The organism is Achromobacter sp. UMC46 (assembly GCF_014170335.1).
Taxonomy (GTDB): domain Bacteria; phylum Pseudomonadota; class Gammaproteobacteria; order Burkholderiales; family Burkholderiaceae_B; genus Achromobacter.
The window spans coordinates 244,282-271,278 of record NZ_LZZS01000026.1 but is presented as its reverse complement, the minus strand read 5'-3'; the positions used below and the strand labels follow the sequence as shown (position 1 = coordinate 271,278).

Annotated in this window: 28 protein-coding genes; 17 read left to right on the top strand and 11 right to left on the bottom strand. The window is 64.1% G+C overall.

Annotated features, from left to right (window positions below; translation table 11 throughout):
* Positions 1–4 precede the first annotated feature (4 nt).
* The gene (locus tag A9973_RS19575) at positions 5–541 is read right to left on the bottom strand and encodes an outer membrane protein assembly factor BamE (RefSeq protein WP_183015347.1); all 537 of its coding nucleotides are present in this window, start codon (positions 539–541) and stop codon (positions 5–7) included.
* 157 nt (positions 542–698) lie between these two features.
* Here A9973_RS19575 and fur point away from each other — a divergent pair, with 157 nt between their 5' ends.
* Positions 699–1,118, top strand: coding sequence for a ferric iron uptake transcriptional regulator (gene fur / locus A9973_RS19570; protein ID WP_006223539.1), 420 nt, complete (start codon positions 699–701; stop codon positions 1,116–1,118).
* 148 nt (positions 1,119–1,266) lie between these two features.
* Here fur and recN read toward each other — a convergent pair whose 3' ends face one another.
* Together recN and A9973_RS19560 are read right to left on the bottom strand one after the other, a co-directional pair.
* Positions 1,267–2,928, bottom strand: a complete 1,662-nt coding sequence (gene recN, locus A9973_RS19565) for a DNA repair protein RecN (RefSeq protein WP_183015346.1) — start codon at positions 2,926–2,928, stop codon at positions 1,267–1,269.
* A gap of 13 nt (positions 2,929–2,941) precedes the next feature.
* Complete coding sequence (locus A9973_RS19560) at positions 2,942–3,841, bottom strand: NAD kinase (RefSeq protein WP_006223541.1); 900 nt, start codon at positions 3,839–3,841, stop codon at positions 2,942–2,944.
* Positions 3,842–3,984: 143 nt separating this feature from the next.
* Here A9973_RS19560 and hrcA point away from each other — a divergent pair, with 143 nt between their 5' ends.
* The 8 genes from hrcA (at position 3,985) to A9973_RS19520 (ending at position 11,181) form a co-directional block, all read left to right on the top strand.
* Positions 3,985–4,989: a heat-inducible transcriptional repressor HrcA gene (hrcA, locus tag A9973_RS19555; RefSeq protein WP_006223542.1), complete on the top strand. Its 1,005-nt coding sequence runs from the start codon at positions 3,985–3,987 to the stop codon at positions 4,987–4,989.
* Positions 4,990–5,034: 45 nt separating this feature from the next.
* Positions 5,035–6,159, top strand: a complete 1,125-nt coding sequence (gene hemH, locus A9973_RS19550; RefSeq protein WP_183015345.1) for a ferrochelatase — start codon at positions 5,035–5,037, stop codon at positions 6,157–6,159.
* Positions 6,149–6,385 (top strand): hypothetical protein, encoded by a 237-nt coding sequence (locus A9973_RS19545; protein WP_183015344.1) that lies wholly within the window; start codon positions 6,149–6,151, stop codon positions 6,383–6,385. The genes hemH and A9973_RS19545 overlap by 11 nt, the downstream gene beginning before the upstream one ends.
* A gap of 123 nt (positions 6,386–6,508) precedes the next feature.
* The gene (gene grpE, locus A9973_RS19540) at positions 6,509–7,066 is read left to right on the top strand and encodes a nucleotide exchange factor GrpE (RefSeq protein WP_183015343.1); all 558 of its coding nucleotides are present in this window, start codon (positions 6,509–6,511) and stop codon (positions 7,064–7,066) included.
* A 17-nt stretch (positions 7,067–7,083) separates the two neighbouring features.
* Positions 7,084–7,488 (top strand): co-chaperone YbbN, encoded by a 405-nt coding sequence (locus A9973_RS19535; protein ID WP_183015342.1) that lies wholly within the window; start codon positions 7,084–7,086, stop codon positions 7,486–7,488.
* 80 nt (positions 7,489–7,568) lie between these two features.
* Positions 7,569–9,494: a molecular chaperone DnaK gene (gene dnaK / locus A9973_RS19530; RefSeq protein WP_183015341.1), complete on the top strand. Its 1,926-nt coding sequence runs from the start codon at positions 7,569–7,571 to the stop codon at positions 9,492–9,494.
* Between the two features lie 109 nt (positions 9,495–9,603).
* Positions 9,604–10,737, top strand: coding sequence for a molecular chaperone DnaJ (gene dnaJ, locus A9973_RS19525; protein ID WP_183015340.1), 1,134 nt, complete (start codon positions 9,604–9,606; stop codon positions 10,735–10,737).
* 99 nt (positions 10,738–10,836) lie between these two features.
* Positions 10,837–11,181: a hypothetical protein gene (locus A9973_RS19520; protein ID WP_183015339.1), complete on the top strand. Its 345-nt coding sequence runs from the start codon at positions 10,837–10,839 to the stop codon at positions 11,179–11,181.
* Between the two features lie 25 nt (positions 11,182–11,206).
* On the opposite strand, the gene A9973_RS19515 is transcribed toward A9973_RS19520, so the two are convergent.
* The gene (locus tag A9973_RS19515) at positions 11,207–11,596 is read right to left on the bottom strand and encodes a DUF4148 domain-containing protein (RefSeq protein ID WP_183015338.1); all 390 of its coding nucleotides are present in this window, start codon (positions 11,594–11,596) and stop codon (positions 11,207–11,209) included.
* A 286-nt stretch (positions 11,597–11,882) separates the two neighbouring features.
* Positions 11,883–14,639: a pitrilysin family protein gene (locus A9973_RS19510; RefSeq protein ID WP_183015337.1), complete on the bottom strand. Its 2,757-nt coding sequence runs from the start codon at positions 14,637–14,639 to the stop codon at positions 11,883–11,885.
* Positions 14,640–14,748: 109 nt separating this feature from the next.
* Here A9973_RS19510 and A9973_RS19505 point away from each other — a divergent pair, with 109 nt between their 5' ends.
* The 3 genes from A9973_RS19505 to A9973_RS19495 all read left to right on the top strand — a co-directional run bounded on the left by A9973_RS19505 (position 14,749) and on the right by A9973_RS19495 (position 16,613).
* The gene (locus A9973_RS19505; RefSeq protein WP_183015336.1) at positions 14,749–15,348 is read left to right on the top strand and encodes a GNAT family N-acetyltransferase; all 600 of its coding nucleotides are present in this window, start codon (positions 14,749–14,751) and stop codon (positions 15,346–15,348) included.
* A gap of 248 nt (positions 15,349–15,596) precedes the next feature.
* A complete protein-coding gene (locus A9973_RS19500) occupies positions 15,597–15,974 on the top strand; it encodes a hypothetical protein (protein WP_183015335.1) in 378 nt (125 codons plus the stop codon).
* Between the two features lie 81 nt (positions 15,975–16,055).
* Complete coding sequence (locus tag A9973_RS19495) at positions 16,056–16,613, top strand: GNAT family N-acetyltransferase (RefSeq protein ID WP_183015334.1); 558 nt, start codon at positions 16,056–16,058, stop codon at positions 16,611–16,613.
* Between the two features lie 21 nt (positions 16,614–16,634).
* Here A9973_RS19495 and A9973_RS19490 read toward each other — a convergent pair whose 3' ends face one another.
* Complete coding sequence (locus tag A9973_RS19490; protein WP_183015333.1) at positions 16,635–17,807, bottom strand: VWA domain-containing protein; 1,173 nt, start codon at positions 17,805–17,807, stop codon at positions 16,635–16,637.
* 25 nt (positions 17,808–17,832) lie between these two features.
* On the bottom strand, positions 17,833–18,714 hold the full coding sequence (locus tag A9973_RS19485; protein ID WP_183015332.1) for a MoxR family ATPase: 882 nt from the start codon (positions 18,712–18,714) through the stop codon (positions 17,833–17,835).
* A 178-nt stretch (positions 18,715–18,892) separates the two neighbouring features.
* On the opposite strand from A9973_RS19485, the gene A9973_RS19480 reads away from it, so the two are divergent.
* Entirely contained in the window at positions 18,893–19,246 is a 354-nt protein-coding gene (locus A9973_RS19480; protein ID WP_006217806.1) for a cytochrome c, read from the top strand.
* Positions 19,247–19,257: 11 nt separating this feature from the next.
* Complete coding sequence (locus tag A9973_RS19475) at positions 19,258–19,620, top strand: cytochrome c (protein WP_183015331.1); 363 nt, start codon at positions 19,258–19,260, stop codon at positions 19,618–19,620.
* Between the two features lie 84 nt (positions 19,621–19,704).
* On the opposite strand, the gene A9973_RS19470 is transcribed toward A9973_RS19475, so the two are convergent.
* A complete protein-coding gene (locus A9973_RS19470; RefSeq protein WP_183015330.1) occupies positions 19,705–20,130 on the bottom strand; it encodes a DUF1841 family protein in 426 nt (141 codons plus the stop codon).
* Between the two features lie 249 nt (positions 20,131–20,379).
* On the opposite strand from A9973_RS19470, the gene icd reads away from it, so the two are divergent.
* The 3 genes from icd (at position 20,380) to A9973_RS19455 (ending at position 24,793) form a co-directional block, all read left to right on the top strand.
* On the top strand, positions 20,380–21,636 hold the full coding sequence (gene icd / locus A9973_RS19465) for an NADP-dependent isocitrate dehydrogenase (RefSeq protein WP_050447222.1): 1,257 nt from the start codon (positions 20,380–20,382) through the stop codon (positions 21,634–21,636).
* 118 nt (positions 21,637–21,754) lie between these two features.
* Entirely contained in the window at positions 21,755–23,020 is a 1,266-nt protein-coding gene (locus tag A9973_RS19460) for an O-antigen ligase family protein (protein ID WP_370539508.1), read from the top strand.
* Positions 23,021–23,251: 231 nt separating this feature from the next.
* Positions 23,252–24,793, top strand: a complete 1,542-nt coding sequence (locus A9973_RS19455; protein ID WP_183015328.1) for a methyl-accepting chemotaxis protein — start codon at positions 23,252–23,254, stop codon at positions 24,791–24,793.
* On the opposite strand, the gene A9973_RS19450 is transcribed toward A9973_RS19455, so the two are convergent.
* From A9973_RS19450 to A9973_RS19440, 3 genes are all read right to left on the bottom strand, one after another.
* Positions 24,771–25,670, bottom strand: coding sequence for a 4-hydroxy-tetrahydrodipicolinate synthase (locus tag A9973_RS19450; RefSeq protein WP_183015327.1), 900 nt, complete (start codon positions 25,668–25,670; stop codon positions 24,771–24,773). The two genes, A9973_RS19455 and A9973_RS19450, sit on opposite strands and share 23 nt — an antisense overlap.
* Before the next feature lie 3 nt (positions 25,671–25,673).
* Complete coding sequence (locus A9973_RS19445) at positions 25,674–26,009, bottom strand: hypothetical protein (RefSeq protein WP_255469221.1); 336 nt, start codon at positions 26,007–26,009, stop codon at positions 25,674–25,676.
* Between the two features lie 143 nt (positions 26,010–26,152).
* Positions 26,153–26,920 (bottom strand): TorF family putative porin, encoded by a 768-nt coding sequence (locus tag A9973_RS19440; protein ID WP_183015326.1) that lies wholly within the window; start codon positions 26,918–26,920, stop codon positions 26,153–26,155.
* Positions 26,921–26,997: the final 77 nt, after the last annotated feature.

Below are 26,997 nucleotides of genomic sequence, written 5' to 3'. Positions count from 1 at the left end.
GGGGTTAGCGCAGCGGCTCGGGCGAGTTGCCCGGCTGGCCGGGGTACTGGTTCAACGGGCTGACCGGAGCGGCCGAATCACGCTTCTTTTGTTCCGCTTCTTCCTTCAGCCGGGCCTCGTCCTGGTCCAGGCGCTTGTCGGACTTTTCGTCGGACGTGGCGCTGGGCGCATTCAGCTGATAGGGTTGCAGGTCGGGCTGCTTGTCGCCCTCCCAGCGGGTCAGCCGGTCGTTTTCGAACCAGACGGTGAACTTGCGTTCACGGGCTTCGCCGTAGCCGGGCTTGTAGTAGTACGGGTAGTCCCAGCGATTGGCGTGCAGCACGCTGGTCAGCGTGGGGCTGCCGAGCGCAAAACGCACCTGTTCGCGCGTCATGCCGGGCTGCAGCAGGGCGACTTGTTCCTGGGTGATCCAGTTGCCTTGCTGGACGCCGGCCTTGTAGGGGAAGCCCCACTTGTCCCCGGAGCAGCCGGCAAGGGCGACGGCCAGGGCGGCAACGGCCAATCCGGTCTTCAGCGAGCGGGAGGGAATTCGTGCAATCATGGACACTACGCGCCCCTATTATTTGGAAGCAGACAAAACCGTTATCATAAAGGTTTCATAAGGATAGTTCCGCGGGGCGGCATGAATTCAGGGGAGCCGGCTCGCGGCGCGCCCCACATCCTTGCCCATGCCAACGCGGACGGAGAGCGATTACACCATGAGCGACCAAAGCGAACTGAAGAACATGGGTTTGAAGGCGACTTTTCCCCGCCTGAAAATTCTTGATATTTTCCGTAAATCCGACCAGCGCCACCTGAGCGCCGAAGACGTCTATCGCGCGCTGATCGGCGAAAACGTCGAAATCGGCCTGGCGACCGTCTACCGCGTGCTGACGCAGTTCGAACAGGCAGGCATCCTTGCCCGCAGCCAGTTCGACAGCGGCAAGGCCGTGTTCGAGCTCAATGACGGCGATCACCACGATCACCTGATCTGCACGAACTGCGGCAAGGTGGTCGAGTTTTCGGACCCGGACATCGAAAAGCGGCAGCAAAAGATCGCCAAAGACAACGGCTTCGCGCTGGAAAGCCACGCGATGGTGCTGTACGGCATCTGCGGCAGCTGCCTGAAAGGCCGCTAAGCCGCGCGCGTCCGTCCCACGGCCTTCGGCCGCGCTCGCCGCGGGCTCGTGAGTCTCAAAGCCCCTTCCCTTAGAAGGGGCTTTTTGTTGGGCGGCAAATAAAAAACCCCGGGCACGGCCACGGGGTTTATTGGGAGGCGGATAGCGATCAGGCGGCGGGTTGGCCGAAGCCCTCCAGCATTTCGCGGGCGTGTTCGCGCGTGGTGGCAGTGAGGGTGATCCCGCCCAGCATCCGGGCGATCTCTTCGACCCGGGCCGGGGCGTCCAGCGCTTCGATGCTGGAGCGGGTGGTGCCGCGCGATTCGGTCTTGCTGACCAGGAACTGGTTGTTGCCGCAGGCGGCGACCTGCGGCAGGTGGGTGACGCACAGCACCTGATGGCGTTCGCCCAGTTCGCGCAGCAGCTTGCCGACCGCTTCGGCCACCGCGCCGCCGACGCCGCTGTCGACCTCGTCGAAAATCAGCGTCGGGACGCGGGCCGCGCGGCTTGCGATGACGGACAGCGCCAGCGAGATGCGCGACAGTTCACCGCCCGAGGCCACTTTGGCCAGGGGGCGGGGCGTGGTGCCGGCATGGCCGGCCACCAGAAATTCGACCTGCTCGTTGCCGTGCGCGGAGGGCGCGGCGGCCGCCAGCGTGGGCTCGAACTTGCCGCCCTGCATGGCCAGCGTCTGCATGGCCTGCGTGACTTGCTTGCCGAGGTCTTTCGCGACTTTGCGGCGGGCGGCGGTCAGCTTGGCGGCCGCGGCATCATATTGCGCCTGGGCGTCGGTGGACTGGGCGCGCAACGCCTCGATGTCGCCCGCGGCTTGCAAGGCCGCCAGTTCGGCGTGCAGCGAGTCGCGCAGTTCGCACAGCGCGTCGGGTTCGACCCGGAATTTGCGCGCGGTCTCGAACACCAGGCTCAGCCGTGATTCCACGTCGGCCAGGCGCTTGGGGTCCAGGTCGACGCGGCTGACGTAATTGTTCAGGTCAGACACCGCTTCGCTGATGGCAATGCGGGCGGATTCCAGTTCATCGTGCACGCCTTGCAGGCCGGGGTCGTGCCGCAGCATCTGCTGGATCCGGTGGTTGGCCGACGTGATGCGGTGATGCGCGGAATCGCCTTCGCCGTCCAGCGCTTCCAGGATCTGCGACGCGCCGTCCAGCAGCGATTGGGAGTGCGACAGGCGCGTGTGCTCGGATTGCAGCGCGTCCCATTCGTCGGGGCCCAACGCCAACTGGTCCAGTTCTTGGACCAGCCATTGCAGGCGGTCGCGTTCGGTGGCCAGACTGGCCGCGTCTTTTTCGGCGGCTTCCAGCTGCCGCGCCAGCGCGCGCCATTGCTTCCAGGCTTGGCCGACCGTCTGCCGCAGTACGGCGTGGCCGCCGTGGGCGTCCAGCAGGTCGCGCTGGGCCTCGGGGCGCATCAGGCTTTGATGGGCGTGCTGGCCGTGGATATCGACCAGGCTGTCGCCGAGTTCCCGCAGTTGGCCCACGGTGGCGGGCGTGCCGTTGATATAGGCGCGGCTGCGGCCTTGCGCATCGACGACGCGGCGCAGCGACAGTTCGTCGTCGGCGTCGATCTCGCGTTCGGCCAGCCAGGCGTGCAGCGCCTTGGGCGTGTCGAACACCGCCGTGATGTCGGCGCGCGGCGCGCCTTCGCGCAGCATGCTGGCGTCGCCGCGTTCGCCCAGCGCCAACGCCAGCGCGTCGATCAGGATGGATTTGCCCGCGCCGGTCTCGCCGGAGAAGACGGTGAAGCCGGGGCCGAAATGGATCTCGGTCTGTTCGACGATGACGAAGTCGCGGATATGCAGGGTGCGCAGCATGACGGGGCGCTTACTACTCTACGTTGTCGGTGGCTTGGGGCATCAGGTTCCAGTGCAGCTTGCGGCGCAGGGTGGAAAAGAAGCTGTAGCCCTCGGGGTGCACGAAGCGGATGGTATAGGGCGCGCGCTGCACGACGATGCGGTCGCCGGGTTGCAGGTCCGACCAGGTCTGCATGTCGAAATGCACGCTGGCGCCGACTTCCACGCGGCCCATCGCCGTCAGTGTCATGTTCAGCACGCCGGTGTCGGGGATCACGATGGGGCGGTTCGACAGCGTTTGCGGCGCCACGGGCACTAGCACCATGGCATTCATGCCGGGGTGCAGGATGGGGCCGTTGGCGGACAGGGCGTAGGCCGTGGAACCGGTGGGGGTGGCGATGATCAGGCCGTCGGCGCGCTGCGTATACATGAAGGCGCCGTCCAGTTCGACGCGCACTTCGATCATGCCGCCGCGTCCGGCGCGGTTCAGCACGACGTCGTTCAAGGCCGACGCCGAATACATTTTCTGGTCGCCGCGCCACACGCTGCCTTCCAGCAGCATGCGCTCTTCGATCTGGAAGCTGCCTTCCAGCACACGCGCCAGCGCGCCATGCGCGTCTTGCAGCGGAATATCGGTAATGAAGCCCAGCCGGCCATGGTTGATGCCGACCAGCGGCACGCCGAAGGGCGCCAGGTGGCGGCCCGCGCCCAACACGGTGCCGTCGCCGCCCATCACGACGGCCAGCGAAGCGCGCTGGCCGATCTCTTCAAGGGTCGCGACCGGGTATTCGGTCAGGCCGGTGTTGCGGGCGGTATCGGCGTCGATGAGCACGTGCCTGCCCGCTTGCGTCAGCGCGTGCGCAAGGGCTCTCAGCGGTGTGTCCAGGCCGGTGTCCTGGTATCTGCCGATCAGGGCGACGGTAGGAAAGTGCATGGATGCGTGCTTATCGAAAAAGGGCAAAGCCAGAAAGCCGAATCCCGCCAAGGGAGGGCTGATTTGGCGATTATATGGGGCCGCATATCCGCGTGCAGGACAAAAATCGCCTTAATTGGAAAAGATTCCCTAAAATACCTGTTATGGATGACCGCGCACGCGCACTACTGAAAGCGTTGATAGAACGCTACATCGCCGATGGGCAGCCCGTCGGCTCGCGGACGCTATCGAAAGTCTTCGACTTGTCCCCGGCCACGATCCGCAATGTCATGGCGGACCTGGAAGAGCTGGGGCTGATCCATAGCCCGCATACCTCCGCCGGCCGTGTCCCCACGCCGCGGGGCTACCGCATGTTCGTCGATTCGCTGCTGGCCGTGCAGTCCTACCAGCTGCAACCGCACAACATGGGCGAAATGCTGTCGGCCGCCGAACCCACCCGCGCCGTCAATGCCGCAGCCGCGCTGCTGTCGAACCTGACGCAGTTCGCCGGGGTGGTGCTGACCCCCAAGCGCGCCCAGGTATTCCGCCAGATCGAATTCATCCGGCTGTCCGACAAGCGGGTCCTCTTGATCATCGTCACGCCCGACGGCGACGTCCAGAACCGGATCCTGTTCGTGCAGCGCGATTATGTCGAAGCCGAATTGCTGGAAGCCGGCAATTTCTTCAACATGCATTTTGCCGGCAAGTCCTTCAACGCGGTGCGCCAGACCCTGTCCACCGAACTCGCCCAACTGCGCGAAGATATCTCGCGCCTGATGCAGGCGGCGGTGGAAGCCAGCGCGGAAGCGGCCGAAGACGGCGACGCCATGATCATCTCGGGCGAACGCAAGCTGCTGGACGTGACGGATATCGCTTCCGACATGGACCGGCTGCGCAAGATGTTCTCGCTGTTCGAAAAGAAGACCGACCTGCTGCAGCTGCTGGACGTGTCCAGCCGCGCGCAGGGCGTGCAGATCTACATCGGCGGCGACTCGCAGCTGGTGCCGATGGAAGAAGTCTCGGTCATTACCGCGCCTTACGGCGTGGACGGCAAGGTGGTGGGCACGCTGGGCGTGATCGGTCCCACCCGCATGGCATACGAACGCGTCATTCCCATCGTGGACATCACGGCGCGCTTGTTGTCCAACGCACTCAGCCACAACCAGTAGTTCCATTCAAAGCTACATCCTCCTTGCGGAGGAAGGGGAGTCTTCGTGTTTCTTCGCTTGTTCAAGTACCTGTGGCCTGAACGCTATCTGCCGGAAACCGAGCAGGACGATCCCTTCAACGAAGACCCGCCGCCGCGCATGCCGGGCAAGGTTGGCGTGCTGCTGGTGAACCTGGGCACGCCGGACACGCCGGACAAGGCGGGCATCAAGAAGTACCTGGGCGAATTCCTGTCCGACCCCCGCGTGATCGAAATCCCCCGCTACCTGTGGAAACCCATCCTGCACGGGCTGGTGCTGACGATGCGCCCCAAGAAGCTGGCGCCGCGCTACGCAGGCGTGTGGTTGAAAGAGGGCTCGCCTCTGATGGTCTACAGCCAGCGCCAGGCGGATGGCGTGCGCGCGGCGCTGCATGCGGCGGGCATCGATGCCGTGGTGGAATTGGGCATGCGCTACGGCAACCCGTCGATTCCCGATGCGATCACGCGCCTGCGTGCCGCGGGCTGCGAGCGTATCCTGACGGTGCCGCTGTATCCGCAGTACGCCGCCAGCACGACGGCCACCGTCGTCGACGCGGTGACCCGGCACGCCGGGCGGCTGCGCGACCAGCCCGAACTGCGTTTCACCAAGCGTTTCCACGAGGATCCGGCCTGGCTGGATCCGCTGGCCGCGCGCATCGAATCCTATTGGCGCGAAAACGGCAAGCCGCAGAAGCTGGTGATGAGCTTTCACGGGCTGCCGCGCTATTCGATTGAACTGGGCGACCCGTATTACCGCGATTGCATGGAATCCGCGCGCCTGTTGTCGCAACGCCTTTCCTTGCCGCGCGAGCAGATCGAAGTGACCTTCCAAAGCCGCTTCGGCACCGCCCGCTGGCTGGAGCCCTACACCGAGCCCACGCTCAAGGCGCTGGCGGCCTCGGGGGTGACGGAGGTGGATGTGGTGTGTCCGGGATTTGTGGCAGACTGTCTGGAAACCCTGGAAGAGATCAGCCTGGAATGCCGCGACGCGTTTGTCGGGGCAGGCGGCAAGCAATTCCGCTACATCCCCGCATTGAACGACGATCCCGCATGGATCGCCGGCCTGGCGGGCATGGTGGAACGGAACTTGCAGGGCTGGCCGCTGACATCCCAGGCCACCACGGACTTGAAGGAGAAGGCGCATGCAGCATGATCCCAAGAGCGGCAAAGTCGTGAAAAAGGGGACGGTTGCCACCCCGGTCGACGAAGACCAGCTCGAGCACGATCTGGACGAAGCGCTGGCCGAGACCTTTCCCGCCAGCGACCCGATCGCGATCCGGTCCGAGCCGGATGAAGAAGATGCGCGGGTCGACCGCGCATTGAAAGAGAGCTTTCCGGCCAGCGACCCGGTCGCACCCGCGCAGCCCCACAAGAAGTAAGCGGTCGCTCCGCCCGGTTCCCGGGCGGGCGCCGTCAGGGAATATTTCGCTTTCCCGGGCTTGAAATAGGGGTATTGGCCCCCATTCATGTCTGCGAAAGCCATTCTTTTTGGAGGATTCCCCATGACGGCACCCCACGAGCCTGTAGATCAGACGCCCGAAGTCGGCCAGAACGCCGATGCGGCCCCCGCCGCTCAGGACGCCGCGCAGGCCGAGCTGAACGAGTTGCGCGCCCAGTTGGACGCCGCCCAGGCCACCGTCAATGAGCAGCACGACCAGCTTCTGCGTGTGCAGGCCGAAGCCGAGAACGTGCGCCGCCGCGCCCAGGAAGAAGTGTCCAAGGCGCGCAAATTCGGCATCGAGTCGTTCGCCGAAAGCCTGGTTCCGGTCAAGGACAGCCTGGAAGCCGCGTTGGCCCAGCCCGACCAGACCGTTGAAACGCTGCGTGAAGGCGTTGAAGTCACCTTGAAGCAACTGACCGCGGGTTTCGAGCGCAATCTGCTCAAGGAAATCGCGCCGGCTCAGGGCGACAAGTTCGATCCGCACCTGCATCAAGCCATTTCCTCGATTCCCAACGCGCAGCCGGCCAACACCGTGCTGCAGTTGCTGCAGAAGGGCTACGCCATTGCCGACCGGACCCTGCGTCCGGCGCTGGTGGTGGTGTCGGCGGGCCAAGGCTGATTGCGGCTCCGCGCGCCATGACCGCCCCCCGCTTCGATCCGGCTCAGGTCTTTCAGGTGTTCGGCATGAATCATGTCGACTCCGCCGGATTCGACGCGGCCGTGGTCCAGGCGCCGGGGCGGGATCTGCGTTGCGTGTTCCTGTGGGGCCAGGATTGCTACAACTGCAATCTTTTCAAGCAGGCGGCGTTGCTGCACCAAGAGACGTTGCTGGGCCTGGGCCTGACCTGGTTCGAGGCCGACGTCTATGCCGACGAGCCCTTGGGCCGCCGCTTTTCCCTGCATGGTGTCCCCACTTTTGTGCTGTTCCGGGCCGGAAAACGGCTCGGGCGCATTACCGGCTGGCCCGGATTGCCCCAATTCACGGCGGCGATCCAGCGGTTGCAGGACCCGGGTACGGAAAATTCCGGCCAGGCGTCTTGAAAAACCCTGCGAGTAGCCCCAGTTATGTGGGGACAAGAAGTTTCCCTCTATTTTCATAGATTTAATTCAAGGTACCCACCATGAGCAAGATTATTGGCATTGACCTGGGCACGACCAACAGCTGCGTGGCTGTCATGGACGGCGGGCAGGTCAAAATCATTGAAAACGCGGAAGGCGCTCGCACCACCCCCTCGATCGTCGCCTACATGGACGACGGCGAGACCCTGGTCGGGGCCCCCGCCAAGCGTCAGGCCGTGACCAATCCGCGCAACACCCTGTACGCGGTGAAGCGCCTGATCGGCCGTAAGTTCGAAGAAAAAGCGGTGCAAAAGGACATCAACCTGATGCCCTACACCATCGCTCGCGCCGACAACGGCGACGCCTGGGTGGAAGTGCGCGGCAAGAAGATGGCGCCTCCTCAAGTGTCGGCCGACGTGCTGCGCAAGATGAAGAAGACCGCCGAGGACTACCTGGGCGAAGAAGTGACCGAGGCCGTCATCACGGTGCCCGCTTACTTCAACGACAGCCAGCGTCAGGCCACCAAGGACGCCGGCCGCATCGCCGGTCTGGAAGTCAAGCGCATCATCAACGAGCCCACCGCAGCCGCGCTGGCGTTCGGCCTGGACAAGACCGAGAAGGGCGACCGCAAGATCGCCGTCTATGACTTGGGCGGCGGCACGTTCGACGTGTCCATCATCGAAATCGCCGACGTCGACGGTGAAAAGCAGTTTGAAGTGCTGTCGACCAACGGCGACACCTTCCTGGGCGGCGAAGACTTCGACCAACGCATCATTGACTACATCATTGCCGAGTTCAAGAAGGAACAAGGCGTTGATTTGTCCAAGGACGTGCTGGCGCTGCAACGCCTGAAGGAAGCGGCTGAAAAGGCCAAGATCGAACTGTCGTCCACGCAGCAGACCGAAATCAACCTGCCGTACATCACGGCGGATGCCTCGGGTCCGAAGCACTTGAACCTGAAGATCACGCGCGCCAAGCTGGAAGCGCTGGTTGAAGAACTGATCGAACGCACGATCGAACCCTGCCGCGTCGCCATCAAGGACGCTGGCGTGAAGGTTTCCGACATCGACGACGTGATTCTCGTCGGTGGCATGACCCGCATGCCCAAGGTTCAGGAAAAGGTGAAAGAGTTCTTCGGCCAGGAGCCGCGCAAGGACGTGAACCCGGATGAAGCTGTCGCCGCTGGCGCCGCCATTCAAGGTTCCGTGCTGTCGGGCGACCGCAAGGACGTGCTGCTGCTGGACGTGACGCCTCTGTCGCTGGGTATCGAAACCCTGGGCGGCGTGATGACGAAGATGATCCAGAAGAACACGACGATCCCGACCCGGTTCTCGCAGACCTTCTCGACCGCTGACGACAACCAGCCGGCCGTGACGATCAAGGTGTTCCAGGGCGAGCGCGAAATCGCCGCGGGCAACAAGGCCCTGGGCGAGTTCAACCTTGAAGGGATCCCGCCGTCGCCGCGCGGCATGCCGCAGATCGAAGTCACGTTCGACATCGACGCCAACGGCATCCTGCACGTGTCCGCGAAAGACAAGGGCACCGGCAAGGAAAACAAGATCACCATCAAGGCCAACTCGGGTCTGTCGGAAGACGAGATCCAGCGCATGGTCAAGGATGCCGAGGCCAACGCCGAGGAAGATCACCGCGTTGCCGAGCTGGCTCAGTCGCGCAACCAGGCCGACGCGCTGGTGCACGCCACCCGCAAGTCGTTGACCGAGTACGGCGACAAGCTCGAAGCTGCCGAAAAGGAAAGCATCGAAGCCGCCATCAAGGACCTGGAAGACACGCTGAAGGAAGGCGACAAGGCCGCGATCGACGCCAAGGTGGAAGCCCTGTCGACCGCCTCGCAGAAGCTGGGCGAGAAGATGTACGCCGACATGCAGGCGCAACAAGCCGCCGGCCAGCAGCAAGCGGCCGACAACGCGAAGCCGGTGGACGACAACGTCGTCGACGCCGACTTCAAGGAAGTCAAGCGCGACCAATAATGGCCGGGCGCTGACCAGCCTCTGCCGCCCGGTAGCCGGAGAAATCCGCCTACCGGGCGAACTCATTCTGTAGCACTGAAAAGACGGCTCGTTTTTGAGCCCACGGATCATGGCAAAACGCGACTATTACGAAGTCCTGGGTGTAGCGAAAAACGCCGCGGACGACGAACTCAAGAAGGCCTATCGAAAGCTGGCCATGAAGTACCATCCGGACCGCAATCCGGACAGCAAAGAAGCCGAAGAGAAGTTCAAGGAAGCCAAGGAAGCCTACGAGGTCCTGGGTGACGAACAGAAGCGCGCCGCGTATGACCGCTATGGCCATGCGGGCGTCGACCCCAACTCCGCCGGCATGGGCGGGGCGGGCATGGGCGGCGGTTTCGCCGACGCCTTCGGCGATATCTTTGGTGAAATCTTCGGGGGCGCCGGCGGCGGTGGCCGTCGCGGCGGCGGCCCGCAGGTGTACCGCGGGGCCGACCTGAAGTACGCGCTGGAAATCACGCTGGAACAGGCTGCGGCCGGTTTCGACACCGAAATCCGCGTACCCAGCTGGGAAAATTGCGACACCTGCCACGGCTCCGGCGCCAAGGTCGGCACGTCGCCCAAGACCTGCCGCACCTGCGGCGGTTCGGGCGCCGTGCGCATGCAGCAAGGTTTCTTCAGCGTGCAGCAGACCTGCCCGACCTGCCACGGCAACGGCAAGGAAATCACCGATCCGTGCCCGTCCTGCGACGGCGTCGGACGCATCCGCCGCAACAAGACCCTTCAGGTCAAGATTCCGGCCGGCATCGACGACGGCATGCGCATCCGCTCCAGCGGCAACGGCGAACCGGGCATCAACGGCGGTCCTCCGGGCGACTTGTATGTGGAAATCCACATCAAGCAGCACAAGATCTTCCAGCGCGACGGCGACGACCTGCACTGCGAGCTGACCATCCCGTTCACGACGGCGGCGTTGGGCGGCGAGCTCCAGGTGCCCACGTTGGGCGGCAAGGCCGAGATCTCGATTCCCGAAGGCACGCAGTCCGGCAAGACCTTCCGCCTGCGCGGCAAGGGCATCCGCGGCGTGCGGGGCAGCTATCCGGGCGACCTGTACTGCCACGTCGTCGTGGAAACGCCGGTACGCCTGAGCGAAGACCAGAAGAGCATCTTGCGCCAGTTCGAGACGTCGCTGAACGACGGGGGCGACCGCCACTCGCCGCAAAGCAAGTCGTGGACGGACCGCGTGAAGGAATTCTTCAGCTGAAGCACGCCAGGCGGTTTCGGCCGCCCACGGTAAGACCCTGCACCCCGCAAGCCGGATCGCCACCCGGCTTGCGGGGTGTTTTCATTGAGGCTGACCCGCGTGGAAATCGCCGCAGGCAATGCCTCCAATAAGGCCGCCGGCAATGAAAAAGGCCGCGGCTTTTCGCCGCGGCCTCACTGCTACTGCAATTTCTACTGCAACTGCAACTTCTACATCGACTTCAGTTTCGACTTCGAACTTCAACAGCAACTTCGAACTTCAACAGCAACTTCGAACTTCAACAGCAACTTCGAACTTCAACAGCAACTTCGAACTTCAACAGCAACTTCGAACTTCAACAGCAACTTCGAACTTCAACAGCAACTACTGGTACTGCAACTTCTACTGCGACTGCGGTTGCCGCTGTGCCGGAAAAAACCGACCCCAAGCCATGATGCCGCCTGAGGCCGGCCGGGCTACAGCAAGCAGCTCACCGGGTGATCGGCGGGTAGTCAAGTTCGCCGAACGTGTATTGGCCGCTGGCCTTGGCTTGGGCCAGCTCTTGCTGGACGTCGGCGCGCGTCTTGACGGCGGCGGGCGCCGCGGCGACGGGCGGGTATTGCAGTTCGCCGAACGTGTACTGGCCGCTGATCTTGGCTTGTTGCAGCTGGGCTTGCACGTCTTGCGAGCTCAGGCTTGCGGCTTGCGGCAGGGCGGGCGGATAGTCCAGCTCGCCGAAGGTGTATTGGCCGCTGGCCTTGGCTTGTTGCAGCTCGGTCGCGACTTGGGCGCTGGTCTTGCCTTGCTCTACGCCAGCGGCTTGGGCGCCGACGCCAACCAGGGCCAGGGATAGCAGCAGGGTGGTGGTTAGGGTTTTCATGGTAGACCTCCAATCGTTTCAAGTGGGGACCGAATCCGGCGGCCCTCCGTCGTGGTTCGTTGTGTTTCCCGATGACTGAATTCTGCGCGCTATCCCACCTGGGATAAACCCGTATTCCTTGAAAACATCTTTCCAAATAACCGAGTAATCCTGGCGTTATGAAAATATCTCCCCGTCAGTGGCATGGTTTTGTCGATTCGAAGGCCGGGGAGCAAAGCAGGCGGTATTTCATCATGCAAAAAAAAGCCCCTGCCGAGGCAGGGGCGGGATGGGCGGAAAGCGGGCGTCAGGGCGCCGTTTTCTTCTTGAAGTCGCCAGCGACCGCGGTGCTGAAGCCATCCGCGCGCAGGTACTTGCGCAGTGCGGCATTGACCGCGTCGGGCGTCAACGCCGAGATCTTCTTGTCCATCTCGGCCGACCATTCGAACGTGCGGCCGCGCTGCAGGTAGTCCAGCCACGTGCTGGCCAGGATGTCGTCCTGCGCACGGGCCAGGTTGCGGTAGTTCAGCAGGGCATTGATGCCGTCGGAGATTTCCTTCTCCGAGAAACCGTCCTTCAGCACGCGGGAGAGTTCTTCGTTGATGGCTTTTTCCAGGCGTTCGCGGTTCTGCGGCGCATAGATGGCATACATGGTCCAGCTGGCGCTGGGCTCGAACGAGGACACCGACAGCGAACTGCGGACGTTGTAGGACAGGCCTTCGGTTTCGCGCACGCGGTTCCACAGGCGCGAGGTTTCGGATGCGCCGAACAGGTAATTGGCCAAGTACAGGGGGGCGTAATCGGCATCCGTGTCCTGCAGCTTCAGCGGCATGCGCGAAATATAGAAGGCGTTGGCCTTGTCGGGCGTGTCGATGTCGAACTGCTTGGCGGGGATGTCGCGGTACGGATTGGCGACCCGCGTGTAGGCGGGGGCCTTCTTCCAGCCGGCAAGGCCGGTCTTGATCGCCTTTTCCACGGCTTCCGGCTCGAAGTCGCCGACGGCCGAATACTCGATCTTGCCCGCACCGTAGAACTTGGCGTGGAACTTGGCGAGGGCGTCGCGGTTCAGGCCGCGCACGCTGGCAAGCGATTCTTCGAACGTGGGCACATAGCGCAGGTCGTTGGCGGGCCAGGGATTGTCCTGGCGGGCCAAGGTGCGTCCGGCCAGGGCCGAAGGTTCGGTCATGGCATTCTGGATCGAGGTTTCAAGCTGGCGCTGATATTCCTCCAGTTGTTCCTTCGGGAAGTTGGCGTTGCGCACGATCTCAAGCGCCAGGGCGGTCAGTTCGGGCAGGTTCTCGCCTTTGGTCGACATGGCGATCTTGAGGGTGGTGCCGCCGCCGCTGAAGCCGAGTTCGGCCTGCAGCTTGTCCAGGCGATCCTGGATGTCCTGGCGCGACAGCTTGGGCGTGCCGCGGGTCAGCAGATCGGCCACGGCGCTGGAATTCACGCGCTGGCCCAACAGGTCTTTCTCGTTACCGAACTGGATCAGCATCTGCGCCTGCACGCGGTTGCCGCGGGTGGCCTTGGGCAGAAGCGCCAGTTGCACCGGGCCATTGGGCAGGTCCAGCTTTTTGCGCTGGGTCAGCTTGTCGATGTTCCCGGGGGTCGGGTCAAAGGCGGATGCGGACTTGAAGTCCGGATCGCCCTTGTAGTCCTTGAAGATCGCGGTCAGGTCCTCGCGCTGCATCTGCGGCGCGCGCAACGGCTTTTCCGTGGGGATGTAGCGGCCCTCGATGCGGTTGCTTTGCACCAGATAAGTGACGGCGGCTTGCTGGACGTCGGCCAGCGAGGCCTTGCGGGCGCGGTCGCGCTGCAGGAAGAACAGGCGCCAGTCGCCTGCGGCGATGGCTTCGGACAGGGCTACGCCGACTTGTTCGGGGTCGCTATAGGTCTGTTCCCATGCCGTCAGCCATTTGCTGCGCGCGCGGTCGAGTTCCTGCTGCGTGAACGGCTTCTTGCCCAGCGTTTCCAGCGTGCTGGTCAATGCCTTCACGGCGGTGTCCAGGCTCTTGCCGGGGGGCAATTGCGCGCCGAACATCGCCAGGCCCGGGTCGCGGTTTTCCATGGTGAAGCCGAACACGCCCGAGGCCAGCTTGGTGGCGACCAGCGCGTGGTAGAGGCGGCCAGACGGCGTGTCGGACAGGATGACGGTGGCCAGGTCCAGCGGGACGAAGTCGGGACTGCCGGCGGCGGGGATGTGGTACATCGCGGCCACCAGCGGGGTGCCGCCGGTGCGGCGCAGCGTCACCGAGCGTTCGCCGTCCTGCACGGGTTCCACGGTGTACTCGGGCGGCAGCTTGCGGTCGGGCTTGGGCAGCTTGCCCAGCGTTGCCTCGATGTCGGCCAGCGTGGCTTGCGGGTCGAACTTGCCGGCCACGATCAGCACGGCGTTATCGGGCTGGTAATACTCGTGGTAGAAGGCGCGCAGTTGCCCGATGTCGACGTTTTCCACGTCGGAGCGGGCACCGATGGTGTTCTTGCCGTAGCTGTGCCACTGGAACGCGGCGGCCTGCATCTTCTGCATCAGGATGCGCGACGGGCTGTTTTCGCCGCTTTCCATTTCGTTGCGGACGACCGTCATTTCCGAATCCAGGTCTTCCTTGGCGATCAGGGAATTGACCATGGCGTCGGCTTGCCATCCCAGATACCACTTGAGCGTGTCGGGGTTGGCGGCGAAGCTGGCGAAATAGTTGGTGCGGTCGCTGGAGGTCGAACCGTTGGCCTGCAAGCCGCGGCGCGAGAATTCGCCCATGGCGTTGCGGGTGGTGGACGTGCCCTTGAACAGCATGTGTTCGAGCAGGTGCGCCATGCCGGTCTGGCCGTAGTTCTCGTTGCGCGAGCCGACGAGGTAGGTCATGTTGACCGTGGTCGAGGGCTTGGAGTCGTCGGGAACCAGCAGCACTCTCAGGCCATTGGCCAGCCGGTATTCGGTGATGCCTTCAATCGAGGCGGCCTCCGAGACGCCGGCGGGAAGGCTGGCGGCACCAGCCTGGAAGGCCAGGAAAGAGGAAAACAGCAGCACACCCAGCGGGCGCGGCAGCTTCGATAGGGACAGGCGCATGGCAGACAATTCCTTTGGCATGGCAGAATCCGTTGGAGTGTATACGTTGGCAATGGTTCAAGGGCTGATCCCGGCGGCGCCCGCCGGCCACGCGGCAAGGAAATCCGACATGTCTTTATCCCTGGAAGTCGAAACGCCGCGCCTGGTGCTGCGGCAGTGGCGCGCGGACGACCGCAAGCCGTTCGCCGAGATGAACGCGGACCCGCGCGTCACCGAGTTCCTGCTGCCGCTGACCGCGCCGGAAAGCGATGCGCTGGCCGGCAGGCTGGCGGCCGGCATCGACGAGCACGGCTGGGGCTTCTGGGCGGTCGAGGCGCCCGGCGTGGCGCCGTTCGTGGGGTTCGTGGGGATCAAGCCGATGCCGCCGGTGCTGCCGTTCGCCCCGGGTGTTGAGATCGGATGGCGCCTGGGCCGGCCGTTCTGGGGGCGCGGCTACGCCAGCGAGGCCGCCCTGGCCGCGCTGCGCGTGGGGTTCGAGCAGGTGGGGCTGGCCGAGATCGTGGCGTTCACCGCCGTGGGCAATCTGCGGTCGCGGGCCGTGATGGCCCGCCTGGGCATGCGGGAGGACGCCGATTTGTTCGACCATCCCGCTGTTTCCGAAGGCCATCCGCTGCGCCGCCACGTGCTCTACCGCATGGGGCAGGCGCAATGGCGCGACCAAAAAAATGGTGACGCAGAGCCAGGCGGGATGCCGGTTGCAGCCGCATAAGCGCTGGAAAGCCGCATCGCCATAGGGTGCTGCAATGCAACATCGTTAGTGCACAAGGCAAATTTGAGGCAGGCCGGCGTGCGGGTGTAAGCTTTGAAGCACGTAGTAGCTGTTGCCGACGGGATGCGCGACAGCCGTCTACCGGCTTCCCGTCCAACGCCAGACGCCGCCCAAGCGCGGCGCCGGTGCTTGTCGTTCGCGCCTTCGCTGCCGGCATCCTGCCGGCGCATTTTTCGGAGGAACGACCCATGCTGACCGAGATCGTCACGCGTGCCTTGTCCCAATTGACCGGCAACGCCTTGAGCGGCGACGGGATCAAAGGGCAATTCCAGTACGCCTATGCCAGTGATGACGGCCAATTCGTGGCCATATTGACGCACGACATGACCACCTATGTGGTGGACCTGAGCACTCAACGGTATTTCGAGGAGTGCGGCGGTTCGCCCCGCGGGTTCGCCGGACATGTGCTGGAAATGGAAGGCGCTGCGGCGCGCAGCCATCCCTGGCCGGCCGCCAATGACCTGTTCGACCTGGACATGGACGCCGACGAACTGTCGTGGCGCCAGTGCCCGGGCTTGCGCGGCGCGTCCGCCGCCCGCCGATCTGTGGAGAGCCGCGCCGCCTGAGAGTGGCCAGAAGCGGCAGCAACGCACTGAACCGGCGAATTCGCCGGTTTTTTTTATGGCGGGCCAGTACAATTTTCGGCTATGAAAACGCCCGCTGACACCTTCGCGCCGGACGGCGCCACCCTGGTCGACTGCACGCATGAACGCCATGCGGATCAGATTCTGGCCATCTTCAACGACGCCATCGCGACGTCCACGGCGCTGTACGACTACCGGCCGCGGCCGCGCGAGGCGATGCAAGGCTGGTTCCAGACCAAGCAGCAGGGCGGTTTTCCAGTGGTCGGGTTCGAGAACGAGGCCGGCGAACTGATGGCGTTCGCCAGCTACGGCACGTTCCGCGCCTGGCCCGCGTTCAAGTACTCGGTGGAGCATTCGGTCTACGTGGACGGACGGTTCCGGGGGCGGGGGCTGGGCGAGGCCATGATGCGCGTGCTGATCGAACGCGCGCGCGCCAACCAGGTGCACGTGCTGGTCGGCGGCATCGACGCGTCCAACCAGAACAGCATCCGCCTGCACGAGAAGCTGGGCTTCAAGCACGCGGGCACGGTCAAGGAAGCCGGCTTCAAGTTCGGCCGCTGGCTTGACCTGTCGTTCTATCAGTTGACGCTGGATACGCCCGAGCAACCGGTGGATGGTTGACGGACAGCCTCGGCGCGGGTCCTACTTCGACAGGACCCGCATGGCCTGTTCCAGGCCGGCGACGGTGACCGGGTACATGCGGTCTTGCATGATGTCGCGCATCAACGCGATGGATTGGCGGTATTGCCAGGAGGCCGTGGGCTCGGGGTTCAGCCACACCGATTTGGGCCAGGCGTCCAGCAGCCGCCGCATCCATTGCGCGCCGGGTTCCTTGTTGTAGTGTTCGACGGAACCGCCGGGTTGCAGGATCTCGTAGGGGCTCATCGTGGCGTCGCCGACGATGATCAGCCGCCAGTCCGGGTTGTACTTGCGCAGCACGTCCCAGGTGTCGAAGCGTTCGTTCTGGCGCCGGCGGTTGCTTTGCCACAGGCTTTCGTAAGGGCAGTTGTGGAAGTAATAGACTTCCAGGTTGCGGAATTCGCTGCGGGCCGCTGAAAACAGTTCTTCCACGCGGCCGATGTGGTCGTCCATGCTGCCGCCCACGTCCAGCAGCATCAGCACCTTCACGGTGTTGTGGCGTTCGGGGACCATGCGCAGGTCCAGATGGCCGGCGTTGCGGGCGGTGCTGGCGATGGTGTCGTCCAGGTCCAGCTCCAGTTCGGCGCCTTGCCGCGCAAAGCGGCGCAGCCTGCGCAGCGCAACCTTGAAGTTGCGCGTGCCCAGTTCGACCTGGTCGTCGTAGTCTTTGAACTGGCGCATGTCCCAGATCTTGACCGCCGAGCGGTTGCCGGCCGAGGCGCCGCCCACGCGGATGCCTTCGGGGTGGTAGCCGCCGTTGCCGAACGGCGAGGTGCCGCCGGTGCCGATCCATTTGCTGCCGCCCGCGTGGCGCTCCTTCTGCTCTTCCATGCGTTCCTTGAAGAGCTCCATCAGCTTGTCCCAGCCGTGCTTTTCGATCGCGGCCTTTTCCTCGGGCGACAGGCTTTTCTCGAATTGCTTGATCAGCCAGTCCAGCGGGATCTCCTTGCCGGCCGGCAAGGCGGCTTCGATGCCCTTGTAATAGGCGCCGAAGGCCTTGTCGAAGCGGTCGTAGAGCGACTCGTCCTTGACCAGCGTGGCGCGCGCCAGGAAGTAGAACTCGTCCAGCGTGGGCGCCATCAGGTCCTGGCGCAACGCGTCCACCAGGGTCAAGTATTCCTTGACCGAGACGGGCAGCTTGTGCGCCCGGAGGTGATAGAAAAAGTCGATCAGCATGTGCGGGCCGCCGGTAGCTGCGGGATCAACGGCGCTGGCCGCCGCGCGTCATGGCCGCGAGGCGTTCCAGCAGGTGTACGTCTTGTTCGTTCTTCAACAGCGCGCCGGCCATCAGCGGCACCGCGGTTGCGGTGTGCGCGTCGATCTCGGCAGCGGTGGCGTCTTCGGCCAGCAGCAGGCGCAGCCAGTCCAGCAGCTCGGACGTGGACGGCTTTTTCTTCAAGCCCGGCGCGTCGCGCAGCGCGAAGAACGTGTCCAGCGCGGCGCGCAGCACATCCTGCTTCAGGTGCGGATAGTGCACGGCCACGATGTCCCGCATGGTTTCGCGGTCGGGGAAGCGGATGTAGTGGAAGAAGCAGCGGCGCAGGAACGCGTCGGGCAGGTCCTTCTCGTTGTTGGACGTGATGATGACCAGCGGGCGGTGCCGCGCGGAGATGGTCTCGCGCGTTTCGTAGACATGGAATTCCATGCGGTCCAGTTCGCGCAGCAAGTCGTTGGGGAATTCGATGTCGGCCTTGTCGATCTCGTCGATCAGGAGGACGATCGGTTCGTCCGCCTGGAAGGCCTGCCACAAGGTGCCCTGCACGATGTAGTTGCGGATGTCGCGGACTTTTTCATCGCCCAGCTGCGAGTCGCGCAGGCGCGACACGGCGTCGTATTCGTACAAGCCCTGATGCGCCTTGGTCGTGGACTTGATATGCCATTGCAGCAGGGGCCGGCCCAGCGCGCGTGCCACTTCTTCCGCCAGCATGGTCTTGCCTGTGCCGGGCTCTCCCTTGATCAGCAGCGGCCGCTGCAGGGTCAGGGCGGCGTTGACGGCCAGCTTCAGGTCGTCGGTGGCGACATAGCTGTCGGTTCCGTTGAAGCGTGCGGGCGAGGCGGAGGAGGCGGACTGGGCTGCGGACATTGTCTGATGGCTTCCGAGAATTGATGGTGATCAATACCATCGTAAGGTATTAATCCTGAGCAATTATCGTACAATCAGGCGGTTTTGCAGTTGGGTTCGACCCGCAACGTGTTTGCAGGGGGCCTTTTCGTGTGATGCGGGCCCTAGTCCTTAAGCCATACCAAGAAGAGCCATTCCAATGAAGTTGCGAACCTCTCTGAAGTGCACGGTTTCCGTGTTGGCCGCGATGGCATCCTGTGCGATCGCCGGCCAGGCTGTTGCTGCCGACGCAGCGCCTGTCGGCAACATCCAGAACGCCCGAGACAAAGTCTCCATGTGCATCGGCTGCCACGGCATCGAAGGCTACAAGGCGACATTTCCCGAGCTCTACCATGTGCCGATGATCGCTGGCCAGAACGCCAAGTACATCGAGACCGCCCTTAACGAGTACAAGAAAGGCGCGCGCAGCCATCCCACGATGGACGCCATTGCCGGCAGCCTGTCCGACCAGGACATCGCCGATCTGGCCGCGTACTACTCGAATCTCAAATAAGGGGCAAACACATGAACCGCACCATGCTTGCCCTTGCGGGCGCGACCCTGGCCATCGCGGGCACCGCGGCCCAGGCGCAGGATCTGGCGGCCGGCAAGGCCGTCTTCGACAAATTCAATTGCGCGTCCTGCCATGGCGCCGACGCCAAGACGGCGGTGGACCCGGCCTACCCGACGCTGGCCGGGCAGCACGCCGACTACCTGGCCCATGCGCTGAAGGCCTACAAGCGCGGCGCCTCCGGCAGCGCGGCCACGGCCAATGTGCGCAAGAACCCCATCATGGGCGCCTTCGCCACGCAGCTGTCCGACCAGGACATCTCCAACGTGACGGCCTGGCTGGCCTCGCTGCCAAGCGATTTGGGCGTGCGCAAGTAGTTCTTGCGCTTCCTCCGTCCGGCAATAAAAAACCCTCGGGTCAGTTCACAGGCCGAGGGTTTTTTTATTGTTGACGGGAGGTGGTCAGAGGCTGGCGCGGCGGCGGATCAGGTCGATGTAGGTGTCGCTGTCCATGGGCGTGCCCAGGCGCTGCGCTTCCCAGACCACCTGGCCCAGGCATTCCATGATCTCGTGCGCGGCCTGGTGCGCGTCGGAGCGCGCGGTCAGCTGCTGGTAAGCGCGGCGGATGCCGGGCGGATGGTCGATTGACAACTGTTCCGCGATCGCCAGGTGCATGGACAGGTGCAGGAACGGATTGGTGCGCCCTTTTTCCACGTCGTACTCCGTGGTCATGGCATCCGGGCTTTCAAGGTCGCCGTGGTATTCGGGATGCTCGATGATCCAGTCCAGTGCCATGGCCTCAAGCGGGGTCAGCACGTCGTTGGCGCGGTGCTTGCGCCAGGTGTCGATAAAGAATTCGCGGACTTGGTCGCGGGAGGGATTGAACATCTGCGGGGGCGGAATACAGGGGGAAGAACGGTATTTTACTGCTCGGGCGTTCCCAGGCAAAAAGCGCTCCCCCGTAGGGGCTTTTTTTCACCGCTCAGGAAGGGGCGAGGCCCGGCGGGCCCTTTGCGATATAGAATTGATCGGTATCCGCCATCCTGTGTGCGGTTCGCGAGGGCGGTCTCCCCGCGGAATCGGACGCTTTCCGATGCGGCGCGTGCAGAAAAACCACCCGGAGCAAATGGAGCATTCATGTCCTACCAACATATCAAGGTTCCCGCTGGCGGCCAGAAGATCACGGTCAACGCCGATTTCTCGCTGAATGTGCCTGAACAGCCCATCGTTCCCTTCATCGAAGGCGACGGCACGGGCGCCGACATCACCCCGGTGATGATCAAGGTCGTCGACGCCGCGGTGCAGAAAGCCTACGGCGGCAAGCGCAAGATCCACTGGATGGAAGTCTATGCCGGCGAAAAGGCCACCAAGGTCTACGGTCCCGACGTCTGGCTTCCCGATGAAACCCTGGAAGTCGTCAAAGACTACGTGGTGTCCATCAAGGGCCCGCTGACGACCCCGGTCGGCGGCGGCATCCGTTCGCTGAACGTGGCGTTGCGCCAGCAGTTGGACCTGTACGTCTGCCTGCGCCCGGTAGCGTACTTCAAGGGCGTGCCGTCTCCGGTGCGCGAACCCGAGAAGACCAACATGGTGATCTTCCGCGAGAATTCGGAAGACATCTATGCGGGCATCGAATACATGGCCGAAAGCGAGCAGGCCAAGGAACTGATCCAGTTCCTGCAGACCAAGCTTGGCGTGAAGAAGATCCGATTCCCGAACACGTCCTCCATCGGCATCAAGCCGGTGTCGCGCGAAGGCACCGAGCGCCTGGTGCGCAAGGCCGCGCAGTACGTCATCGACAACGACCGCACGTCGCTGACGCTGGTGCACAAGGGCAACATCATGAAGTTCACGGAAGGCGGCTTCCGTGACTGGGGCTACGAGCTGCTGCAAAAGGAATTCGGCGCCCAGCTGATCGACGGCGGCCCGTGGTGCAAGTTCAAGAATCCGAGGACGGGCCGCGAGATCATCGTCAAGGACGTGATCGCCGACGCCTTCCTGCAGCAGATCCTGCTGCGCCCGGCCGAATACGACGTGATCGCCACCCTGAACCTGAACGGCGACTACATTTCCGACGCGCTGGCCGCGCAAGTGGGCGGTATCGGCATCGCGCCGGGCGCCAACCTGTCGGATTCGGTCGCCATGTTCGAAGCCACCCACGGCACGGCGCCCAAGTACGCCGGCAAGGACTACGTGAACCCCGGTTCCGAGATCCTGTCGGCCGAAATGATGTTGCGCCACATGGGCTGGACCGAAGCCGCCGACCTGATCATCTCCAGCATGGAGAAATCCATCCTGTCCAAGAAGGTCACATACGACTTCGCGCGCCTGCTGGAAGGCGCGACCCAGGTGTCGTGCTCGGGCTTTGGCCAGGTCATGATCGAAAACATGTAAATTTCGTCCGACCCGGCAGTTCCCGCACAACCCGCCCGCCGTCATGGCGGGCGGGTTTTGTCTAGCTGACCCGCGAGATGCCCTCTGTCCTCCCGCTTTTTCTACTAGGTTGATTGCTGTGCCCCGCTTTTATGTATCCCTGGCCACATGGCTTGTGTTGCTGGTTCCCGCGCTGGCCTTGACCAGCCCAGTGGGCGGCCCCGCCGTTGTTTACCTGGCCGGTGTGGTCGCCTTGATCGCCCTCGGCGCCAACGCGCTCAAGCGTTACGAACCGATGGATTTCAAAGCACTGTGGCCCGTCGCGCTGGCGCTGTTGTTGCCACTGGGCTGTCTGTTCGCCACGTTCCTGGTCCGGGGAGTGTGGAGCAATTCCGAATTGGAGAAGCTGCTGCGGTTCGCGCTGGCGATTCCGGTGCTCTGGCTCTTGCTGCGTGCGCCGCAGCAGAGACTCAAGCTGGTGCAGTGGAGCATTGTCGCGGGGGCATTCGCGGGGTCCGGCCTGCTCATTGTGACCATGGAGACGCTGGGGCGCGGGGCGATGGTCGATGTCGGCGGACGCTATAACGCGGTGGCGTTCGCGAACATGACGTTGCTGTTCGGCGCCATGACGCTGCTGTCTTTGGGGTGGGGCGCCAGCACGCGCTGGCCGCGTATCGAAATGGGCGTGAAGCTGCTGGCGGTGGTCTTGAGCATCATCGCTACCTGGGCGTCCGAGACGCGCAGCAGCTGGATGCTGCTGCCTATCCTGGGGCTGGTCTTTCTGCTTGGCCTGCACAATTGGAAGCGCCGCCAAAAGATATATTGTGCGCTGGCGGTCTGTGCGGCGCTGGCGGCAAGCGCCACGGCCATCTGGACGTTCAGCAGCCGCATGCATGAGATTACGAAAGACGTCCAGGGTTTCGCGACGTCGACGAACCGTGATACGTCGTTCGGTATCCGGTTGCAGCTGTGGCACGCATCGATGCTGATGTTCCAGAAAAGCCCGATCGTCGGCATCGGCCCCAGCAAGTTCCGCGATGAGCTGCTGCAATTGCAGGCCCAGGGCGTGGTGACCGAAGAGGTCGTCGAAGGCTTTGGCGAGCCCCACAACGATATGCTGGCCGCCCTGTCCGGCTACGGGGCGCTGGGTCTGATTAGTATCCTGACGCTCTACTTGCTGCCGGCGGCCATTTTCTTCCGGCGGCTGGCCAGCGATGACCGGGTGATCCGCGTGGGCGCGCAACTGGGCTTGTTGTTCTGCCTGGGCTATTGCGCCTTCAGCCTGACCGAGATGATGTTCCGCAATATGCGCAGCGTGCCCAACTATTCGCTCATCGTCGTGACCTTGATCGCGTTGACGACGCCTCGCGGGCCGCGCCCGGCCGCGGCTGTCGCGCCGCGCTGAATAGCGGCGCGGGCGATTGGCGGGGCAGGCCCCGCCACGCAGGCTTTTTCCGAACGCAAGACGCTACCGTCTTGCGTTTTTTTTATGGGCGTTGCGCTAGATCAAGCTTGCAGCTTCGACTTGGTGAAAACCCTGCTGTGCCCCCGTATCCTGACGGAACGCAATATATAAACCGTCACATTCTGCCGCTAATGGTTTCACGCGAGCGAATGGCACATAAAGGGATAGCCTGTGAAAAATTCCAGCCTGCGCAGGGAACTGCTGTGGTTCGTGTTCGCCATCGGCGTCGCCGTCCTGGTCCTGGGCGCCTGGGATGCCTGGCAGCGCCGCGTCGAGATGGTGGCCGAGCGCAAGACCGAATTGCGGCACGTCCTGGACCTTGCCGCCGGCATCCTGCGCAACGGCAAGCAGAGCGTCAGCGAGGGCGTGCCGCTGGCCGACGCCAAGCGCAACGTAGCGCGGCGGCTGGCGCAGCTGCGCTACGGGGCGGACGGCTATGTGGGCGTCTTCGGCGACGACTACGCCTTGCTGGTCCATCCCGACGCCAAGCTCGTGGGCACGAATGTGCGCGCCATCAAGGACGTCGATGGCCTGCCGATTTTTGAAAACCTGTATGCCCAGGGCAAGGCGGGCGGAGGCTATGTGGAGTACCGGTTTCCGCGGCCGGGAGAGACCGAGGCCTTGCCGAAGATCACTTACGCCGCCTATGACGCCGAATGGGGGTGGCTGATCTTCACGGGCCTGTACGTGGATGACGTGGATGCGGTGTTCCACGGCACGTTGTGGCGCCAGGGCGCCGTGACGCTGGGGTTGCTGGCGCTGGTGCTGATCGCCGCACTGCGCTTTTTCCGCACGCATGTCATCGGTCCGCTGGACGAGGCGGTGGCGCTGTGCGAACGCGTCGCCAATGGCGACCTGTCCAGCATCGTGCCGCGCCGTCATCGCGGCGAGATCGGCCGCTTGTTCGACGCAATGGCGCGAATGCAGGAACGCCTGGACGCGGCCGTGCGCAGCATCGTGCAGTCCACCGGCTCCATCGCGGCGGCGTCGCGCCAGATCGCGGCGGGCAGCATGGACTTGTCGGACCGCACCGAGAAGCAGGCCGCGGCGCTGGAGCAGACCGCGGCCAGCGTGGAAGAGATTACCGCCACGGCCAAGCAAAGCGCCGACCACGTGCGCGAAGTCAGTTCGTTGGCGGGGCAGGCGGCGCAGCTGGCGCGCCAGGGTAGCGAAGAGACCCAGCACGCCATTGACGCCATGCGCGAAATTTCGCACAGCTCACAGCGCATCGACGAGATCATCAGCGTGATCGACGGTATCGCATTCCAGACGAATATCCTGGCGCTGAACGCCGCGGTGGAAGCGGCGCGGGCGGGCGAGCAGGGCCGCGGCTTTGCCGTCGTGGCGGGCGAAGTCAGGGCGTTGGCGCAGCGGTCGGCCACGGCTGCCAAGGAAATCAAGGGCTTGATCGAAACCTCGTCCGAGTCGGTCGCGCGCGGCAGCCAGCGCGTCGAGCAGGCTAGCGCCACGATGGGCAGCGTGCTGGAATCGGCCGCCACCAGCGCGCCGCTGATGGGCGAGATCGCCACGGCATCGGCGGAACAGAGCGTGGGCATCGAGCAGATCAATCAGGCCGTGGCGCACCTGGATAGCGTGACGCAGCAGAACGCCGCGCTGGTCGAGGAGTTCGCCGCGTCGGCGGCCACCCTGCACGAGCAGGCCGACGACCTGGCCCACGCGGTGTCCATCTTCAAGCTGTCTGCAGCCGGTTAGGCGAGCCCTGCACCGCGCTCATGGCGCGCTGCAGCCGGGGGCTGAGTTCACGGCTGGCAGGCATCATGGGCATGCGTAGTTCGTCAGCGATCAGCCCTTGCAGGGACAGGGCGCGCTTGAGCGGGGCGGGGTTGGGTTCCGCGAACAGCAGGCGGATCAGGCCGCGCAAGGGTTCGAACAATTCGCGCGCGGCTTCGGCGTGGCCGTCGCGCGCCAGCTGCATGACTTCGACGAAGCGCTCGGGGTACAGGTGCGCCGCGGCCGGAATGGCGCCGCGGCCGCCGGCCAGCCAATGGTCCAGCAGCGACAGGTCTTCGCCGCACAACGCGTCCAGCTTGCCGCGTGCGTTCAGGGTCGCCAGCACCGACGGGTTGCATTCCTTGACGGCCGTGAAGTTGGGCAGCAGCGCCAGCGTCTCCATGGTTTCGACAGTCATGGTGACGCCGGTCCGCTTGGGGATGTTGTAGAGGATGATGGGACGTTCCGTGGCCCAGGCGATCTGCCGGTAGTGCCACAGGATGCCCGGCTGCGACGGCCCCAGGTAGTAGGGCGGCGGCACCAGATAGCCGTCGGGCGCGTACTTGTCCAGGCGGCGGATGGCAGTGGCCACGCCGCGCGTATCGACGCCGCCCGCGCCGAACACCAGCGGCAACGCATGCGGATCGCTGGCGATGGCCTCGATCATGTCGATCTTCTCCGACAGGCTCAGCAGATTGCCTTCGCCGGTGGATCCGAACAGGACCAGGCCCGAGATGCCGGCGTTGCGGTAGTAGCGGGCCAGCGCCTGCGCGGCGTCCAGGTCCACATAACCGCCACGCAGCGGCGTGACCATCGGCAACCAGATACCGTCGAAAACCGTTTTGGCTGGCATGTCCATGGCTTATTGCACCGTGATCGCAGAGGCGGGGCGCACCGCGCCGAATTCCGCTTGCGGCAGGCCGCGCATGACGGCGTGCATCAAGGCGTCAAGTTCGCCCCGGGCGCATTGCAGCTGCAAGACGCTCTGCGCATGGGCGTGGTCCACCGACAGCAGGTACACGCCGATGCGCTCGCCCAGTTCGCGGTGCAGCGCCAGCCGCACCTTCAACGCATCCAGGGTATCGATCCTGACCGTCAGCGCGACCCTGTCGGAGTGCGGCAAGGGCGCCAAGGGCAGGGAAGTGGCCGGGGAACGATCGGGGGAAATGTGGCTGCGGCGATCCAGTCGGGGAATCATGGCGGTGGGGCGGGGCGGAGCGCTGCAAGGCGCGATCCGCGGTTCCGGTTGGTTGATGACGATTCCACTATAGAAACCGCGCCGTAAATCCTGCCGATAAAAGCGGGCGCGGCGTGTAAAAAACGCGTCAATGCCCGGGTCGCTCAGAATGCCTTGGTCACCGACAGCAGGCCGGTCGCGCGGCCCATGTCGCGCCCGCGCGTGTTGGTGTAGACGGCGCGGTCGGCGTTGGTGTCCAGATAGGCGAGCGAGACCGAGAGGCCTTGGCCGAAGTCTTTGGTCAGCCCCAGCTTCCAGTCGGTGTAGGACCCGTTGTCGACGTTGCGCACGATCTGGCGGCCGACGTGGGCGTTGACGGTCAGGCCCCAGATGCCGGTGTCCACATTGCCGGACAGGTCGAAGTACTGGCTGTACTTGCTGTCGGCGAAGCCGAACAGGTTGGTCAGGGCGAGGGAGTACTTGAACATCACGGGACCATAGCCGATGCCGGCGTACAGCTCGGTGGTGTCGGGGCTGGTGTAGCCGGACGGGTAGTCGCCTGGGTAGTAGTACTGCAAGACGCCCAGGTCGATCGGCACGTTGTCGGTCAGGCTGCCTTTGTAGCCGCCGTAGAAGTCCATTTCCACGGGCGCGGACACCTCGCTGTTGGTGTCGCCGAGCCAGCTGATGCTGGAGTTCCAATTGCCCAGGTAGAAGCCGCTGGCATGCGTCAGGTCGAAGCCGCCCTGCACGGCGGGCTGGTTGTTCGACTGCATCAGGCCGCGGTAGCGGTATTGGCTGGCCAGCGTGACGTTGGCCGTCAGGTTGAAATCGGAAGCGGCGGGGGCTTCGGCTGCGGCAGGCGCGTCGTTGGCGTGCGCGGTGGCGCAGAGGGTCAGCAGGGCGAGCGCGGCCAGGGTATTGCGGGACATGGGATGCTCCGGATGTTGAACGGGACCGCAACAATAGGAGGATCGGCATAAAGCGCGAGACAAGACTCGCGCTGTCC

What these genes read in the sequence shown, in the direction of transcription:
- A9973_RS19575 (WP_183015347.1), bottom strand. Translation starts at nt 541, where the DNA reads ATGATTGCACGAATTCCCTCCCGCTCGCTGAAGACCGGATTGGCCGTT.
- fur (WP_006223539.1), top strand. Translation starts at nt 699, where the DNA reads ATGAGCGACCAAAGCGAACTGAAGAACATGGGTTTGAAGGCGACTTTT.
- recN (WP_183015346.1), bottom strand. Translation starts at nt 2,928, where the DNA reads ATGCTGCGCACCCTGCATATCCGCGACTTCGTCATCGTCGAACAGACC.
- A9973_RS19560 (WP_006223541.1), bottom strand. Translation starts at nt 3,841, where the DNA reads ATGCACTTTCCTACCGTCGCCCTGATCGGCAGATACCAGGACACCGGC.
- hrcA (WP_006223542.1), top strand. Translation starts at nt 3,985, where the DNA reads ATGGATGACCGCGCACGCGCACTACTGAAAGCGTTGATAGAACGCTAC.
- A9973_RS19545 (WP_183015344.1), top strand. Translation starts at nt 6,149, where the DNA reads ATGCAGCATGATCCCAAGAGCGGCAAAGTCGTGAAAAAGGGGACGGTT.
- grpE (WP_183015343.1), top strand. Translation starts at nt 6,509, where the DNA reads ATGACGGCACCCCACGAGCCTGTAGATCAGACGCCCGAAGTCGGCCAG.
- A9973_RS19535 (WP_183015342.1), top strand. Translation starts at nt 7,084, where the DNA reads ATGACCGCCCCCCGCTTCGATCCGGCTCAGGTCTTTCAGGTGTTCGGC.
- dnaK (WP_183015341.1), top strand. Translation starts at nt 7,569, where the DNA reads ATGAGCAAGATTATTGGCATTGACCTGGGCACGACCAACAGCTGCGTG.
- dnaJ (WP_183015340.1), top strand. Translation starts at nt 9,604, where the DNA reads ATGGCAAAACGCGACTATTACGAAGTCCTGGGTGTAGCGAAAAACGCC.
- A9973_RS19515 (WP_183015338.1), bottom strand. Translation starts at nt 11,596, where the DNA reads ATGAAAACCCTAACCACCACCCTGCTGCTATCCCTGGCCCTGGTTGGC.
- A9973_RS19510 (WP_183015337.1), bottom strand. Translation starts at nt 14,639, where the DNA reads ATGCGCCTGTCCCTATCGAAGCTGCCGCGCCCGCTGGGTGTGCTGCTG.
- A9973_RS19505 (WP_183015336.1), top strand. Translation starts at nt 14,749, where the DNA reads ATGTCTTTATCCCTGGAAGTCGAAACGCCGCGCCTGGTGCTGCGGCAG.
- A9973_RS19500 (WP_183015335.1), top strand. Translation starts at nt 15,597, where the DNA reads ATGCTGACCGAGATCGTCACGCGTGCCTTGTCCCAATTGACCGGCAAC.
- A9973_RS19495 (WP_183015334.1), top strand. Translation starts at nt 16,056, where the DNA reads ATGAAAACGCCCGCTGACACCTTCGCGCCGGACGGCGCCACCCTGGTC.
- A9973_RS19490 (WP_183015333.1), bottom strand. Translation starts at nt 17,807, where the DNA reads ATGCTGATCGACTTTTTCTATCACCTCCGGGCGCACAAGCTGCCCGTC.
- A9973_RS19485 (WP_183015332.1), bottom strand. Translation starts at nt 18,714, where the DNA reads ATGTCCGCAGCCCAGTCCGCCTCCTCCGCCTCGCCCGCACGCTTCAAC.
- A9973_RS19480 (WP_006217806.1), top strand. Translation starts at nt 18,893, where the DNA reads ATGAAGTTGCGAACCTCTCTGAAGTGCACGGTTTCCGTGTTGGCCGCG.
- A9973_RS19475 (WP_183015331.1), top strand. Translation starts at nt 19,258, where the DNA reads ATGAACCGCACCATGCTTGCCCTTGCGGGCGCGACCCTGGCCATCGCG.
- A9973_RS19470 (WP_183015330.1), bottom strand. Translation starts at nt 20,130, where the DNA reads ATGTTCAATCCCTCCCGCGACCAAGTCCGCGAATTCTTTATCGACACC.
- icd (WP_050447222.1), top strand. Translation starts at nt 20,380, where the DNA reads ATGTCCTACCAACATATCAAGGTTCCCGCTGGCGGCCAGAAGATCACG.
- A9973_RS19450 (WP_183015327.1), bottom strand. Translation starts at nt 25,670, where the DNA reads ATGGACATGCCAGCCAAAACGGTTTTCGACGGTATCTGGTTGCCGATG.
- A9973_RS19445 (WP_255469221.1), bottom strand. Translation starts at nt 26,009, where the DNA reads ATGATTCCCCGACTGGATCGCCGCAGCCACATTTCCCCCGATCGTTCC.
- A9973_RS19440 (WP_183015326.1), bottom strand. Translation starts at nt 26,920, where the DNA reads ATGTCCCGCAATACCCTGGCCGCGCTCGCCCTGCTGACCCTCTGCGCC.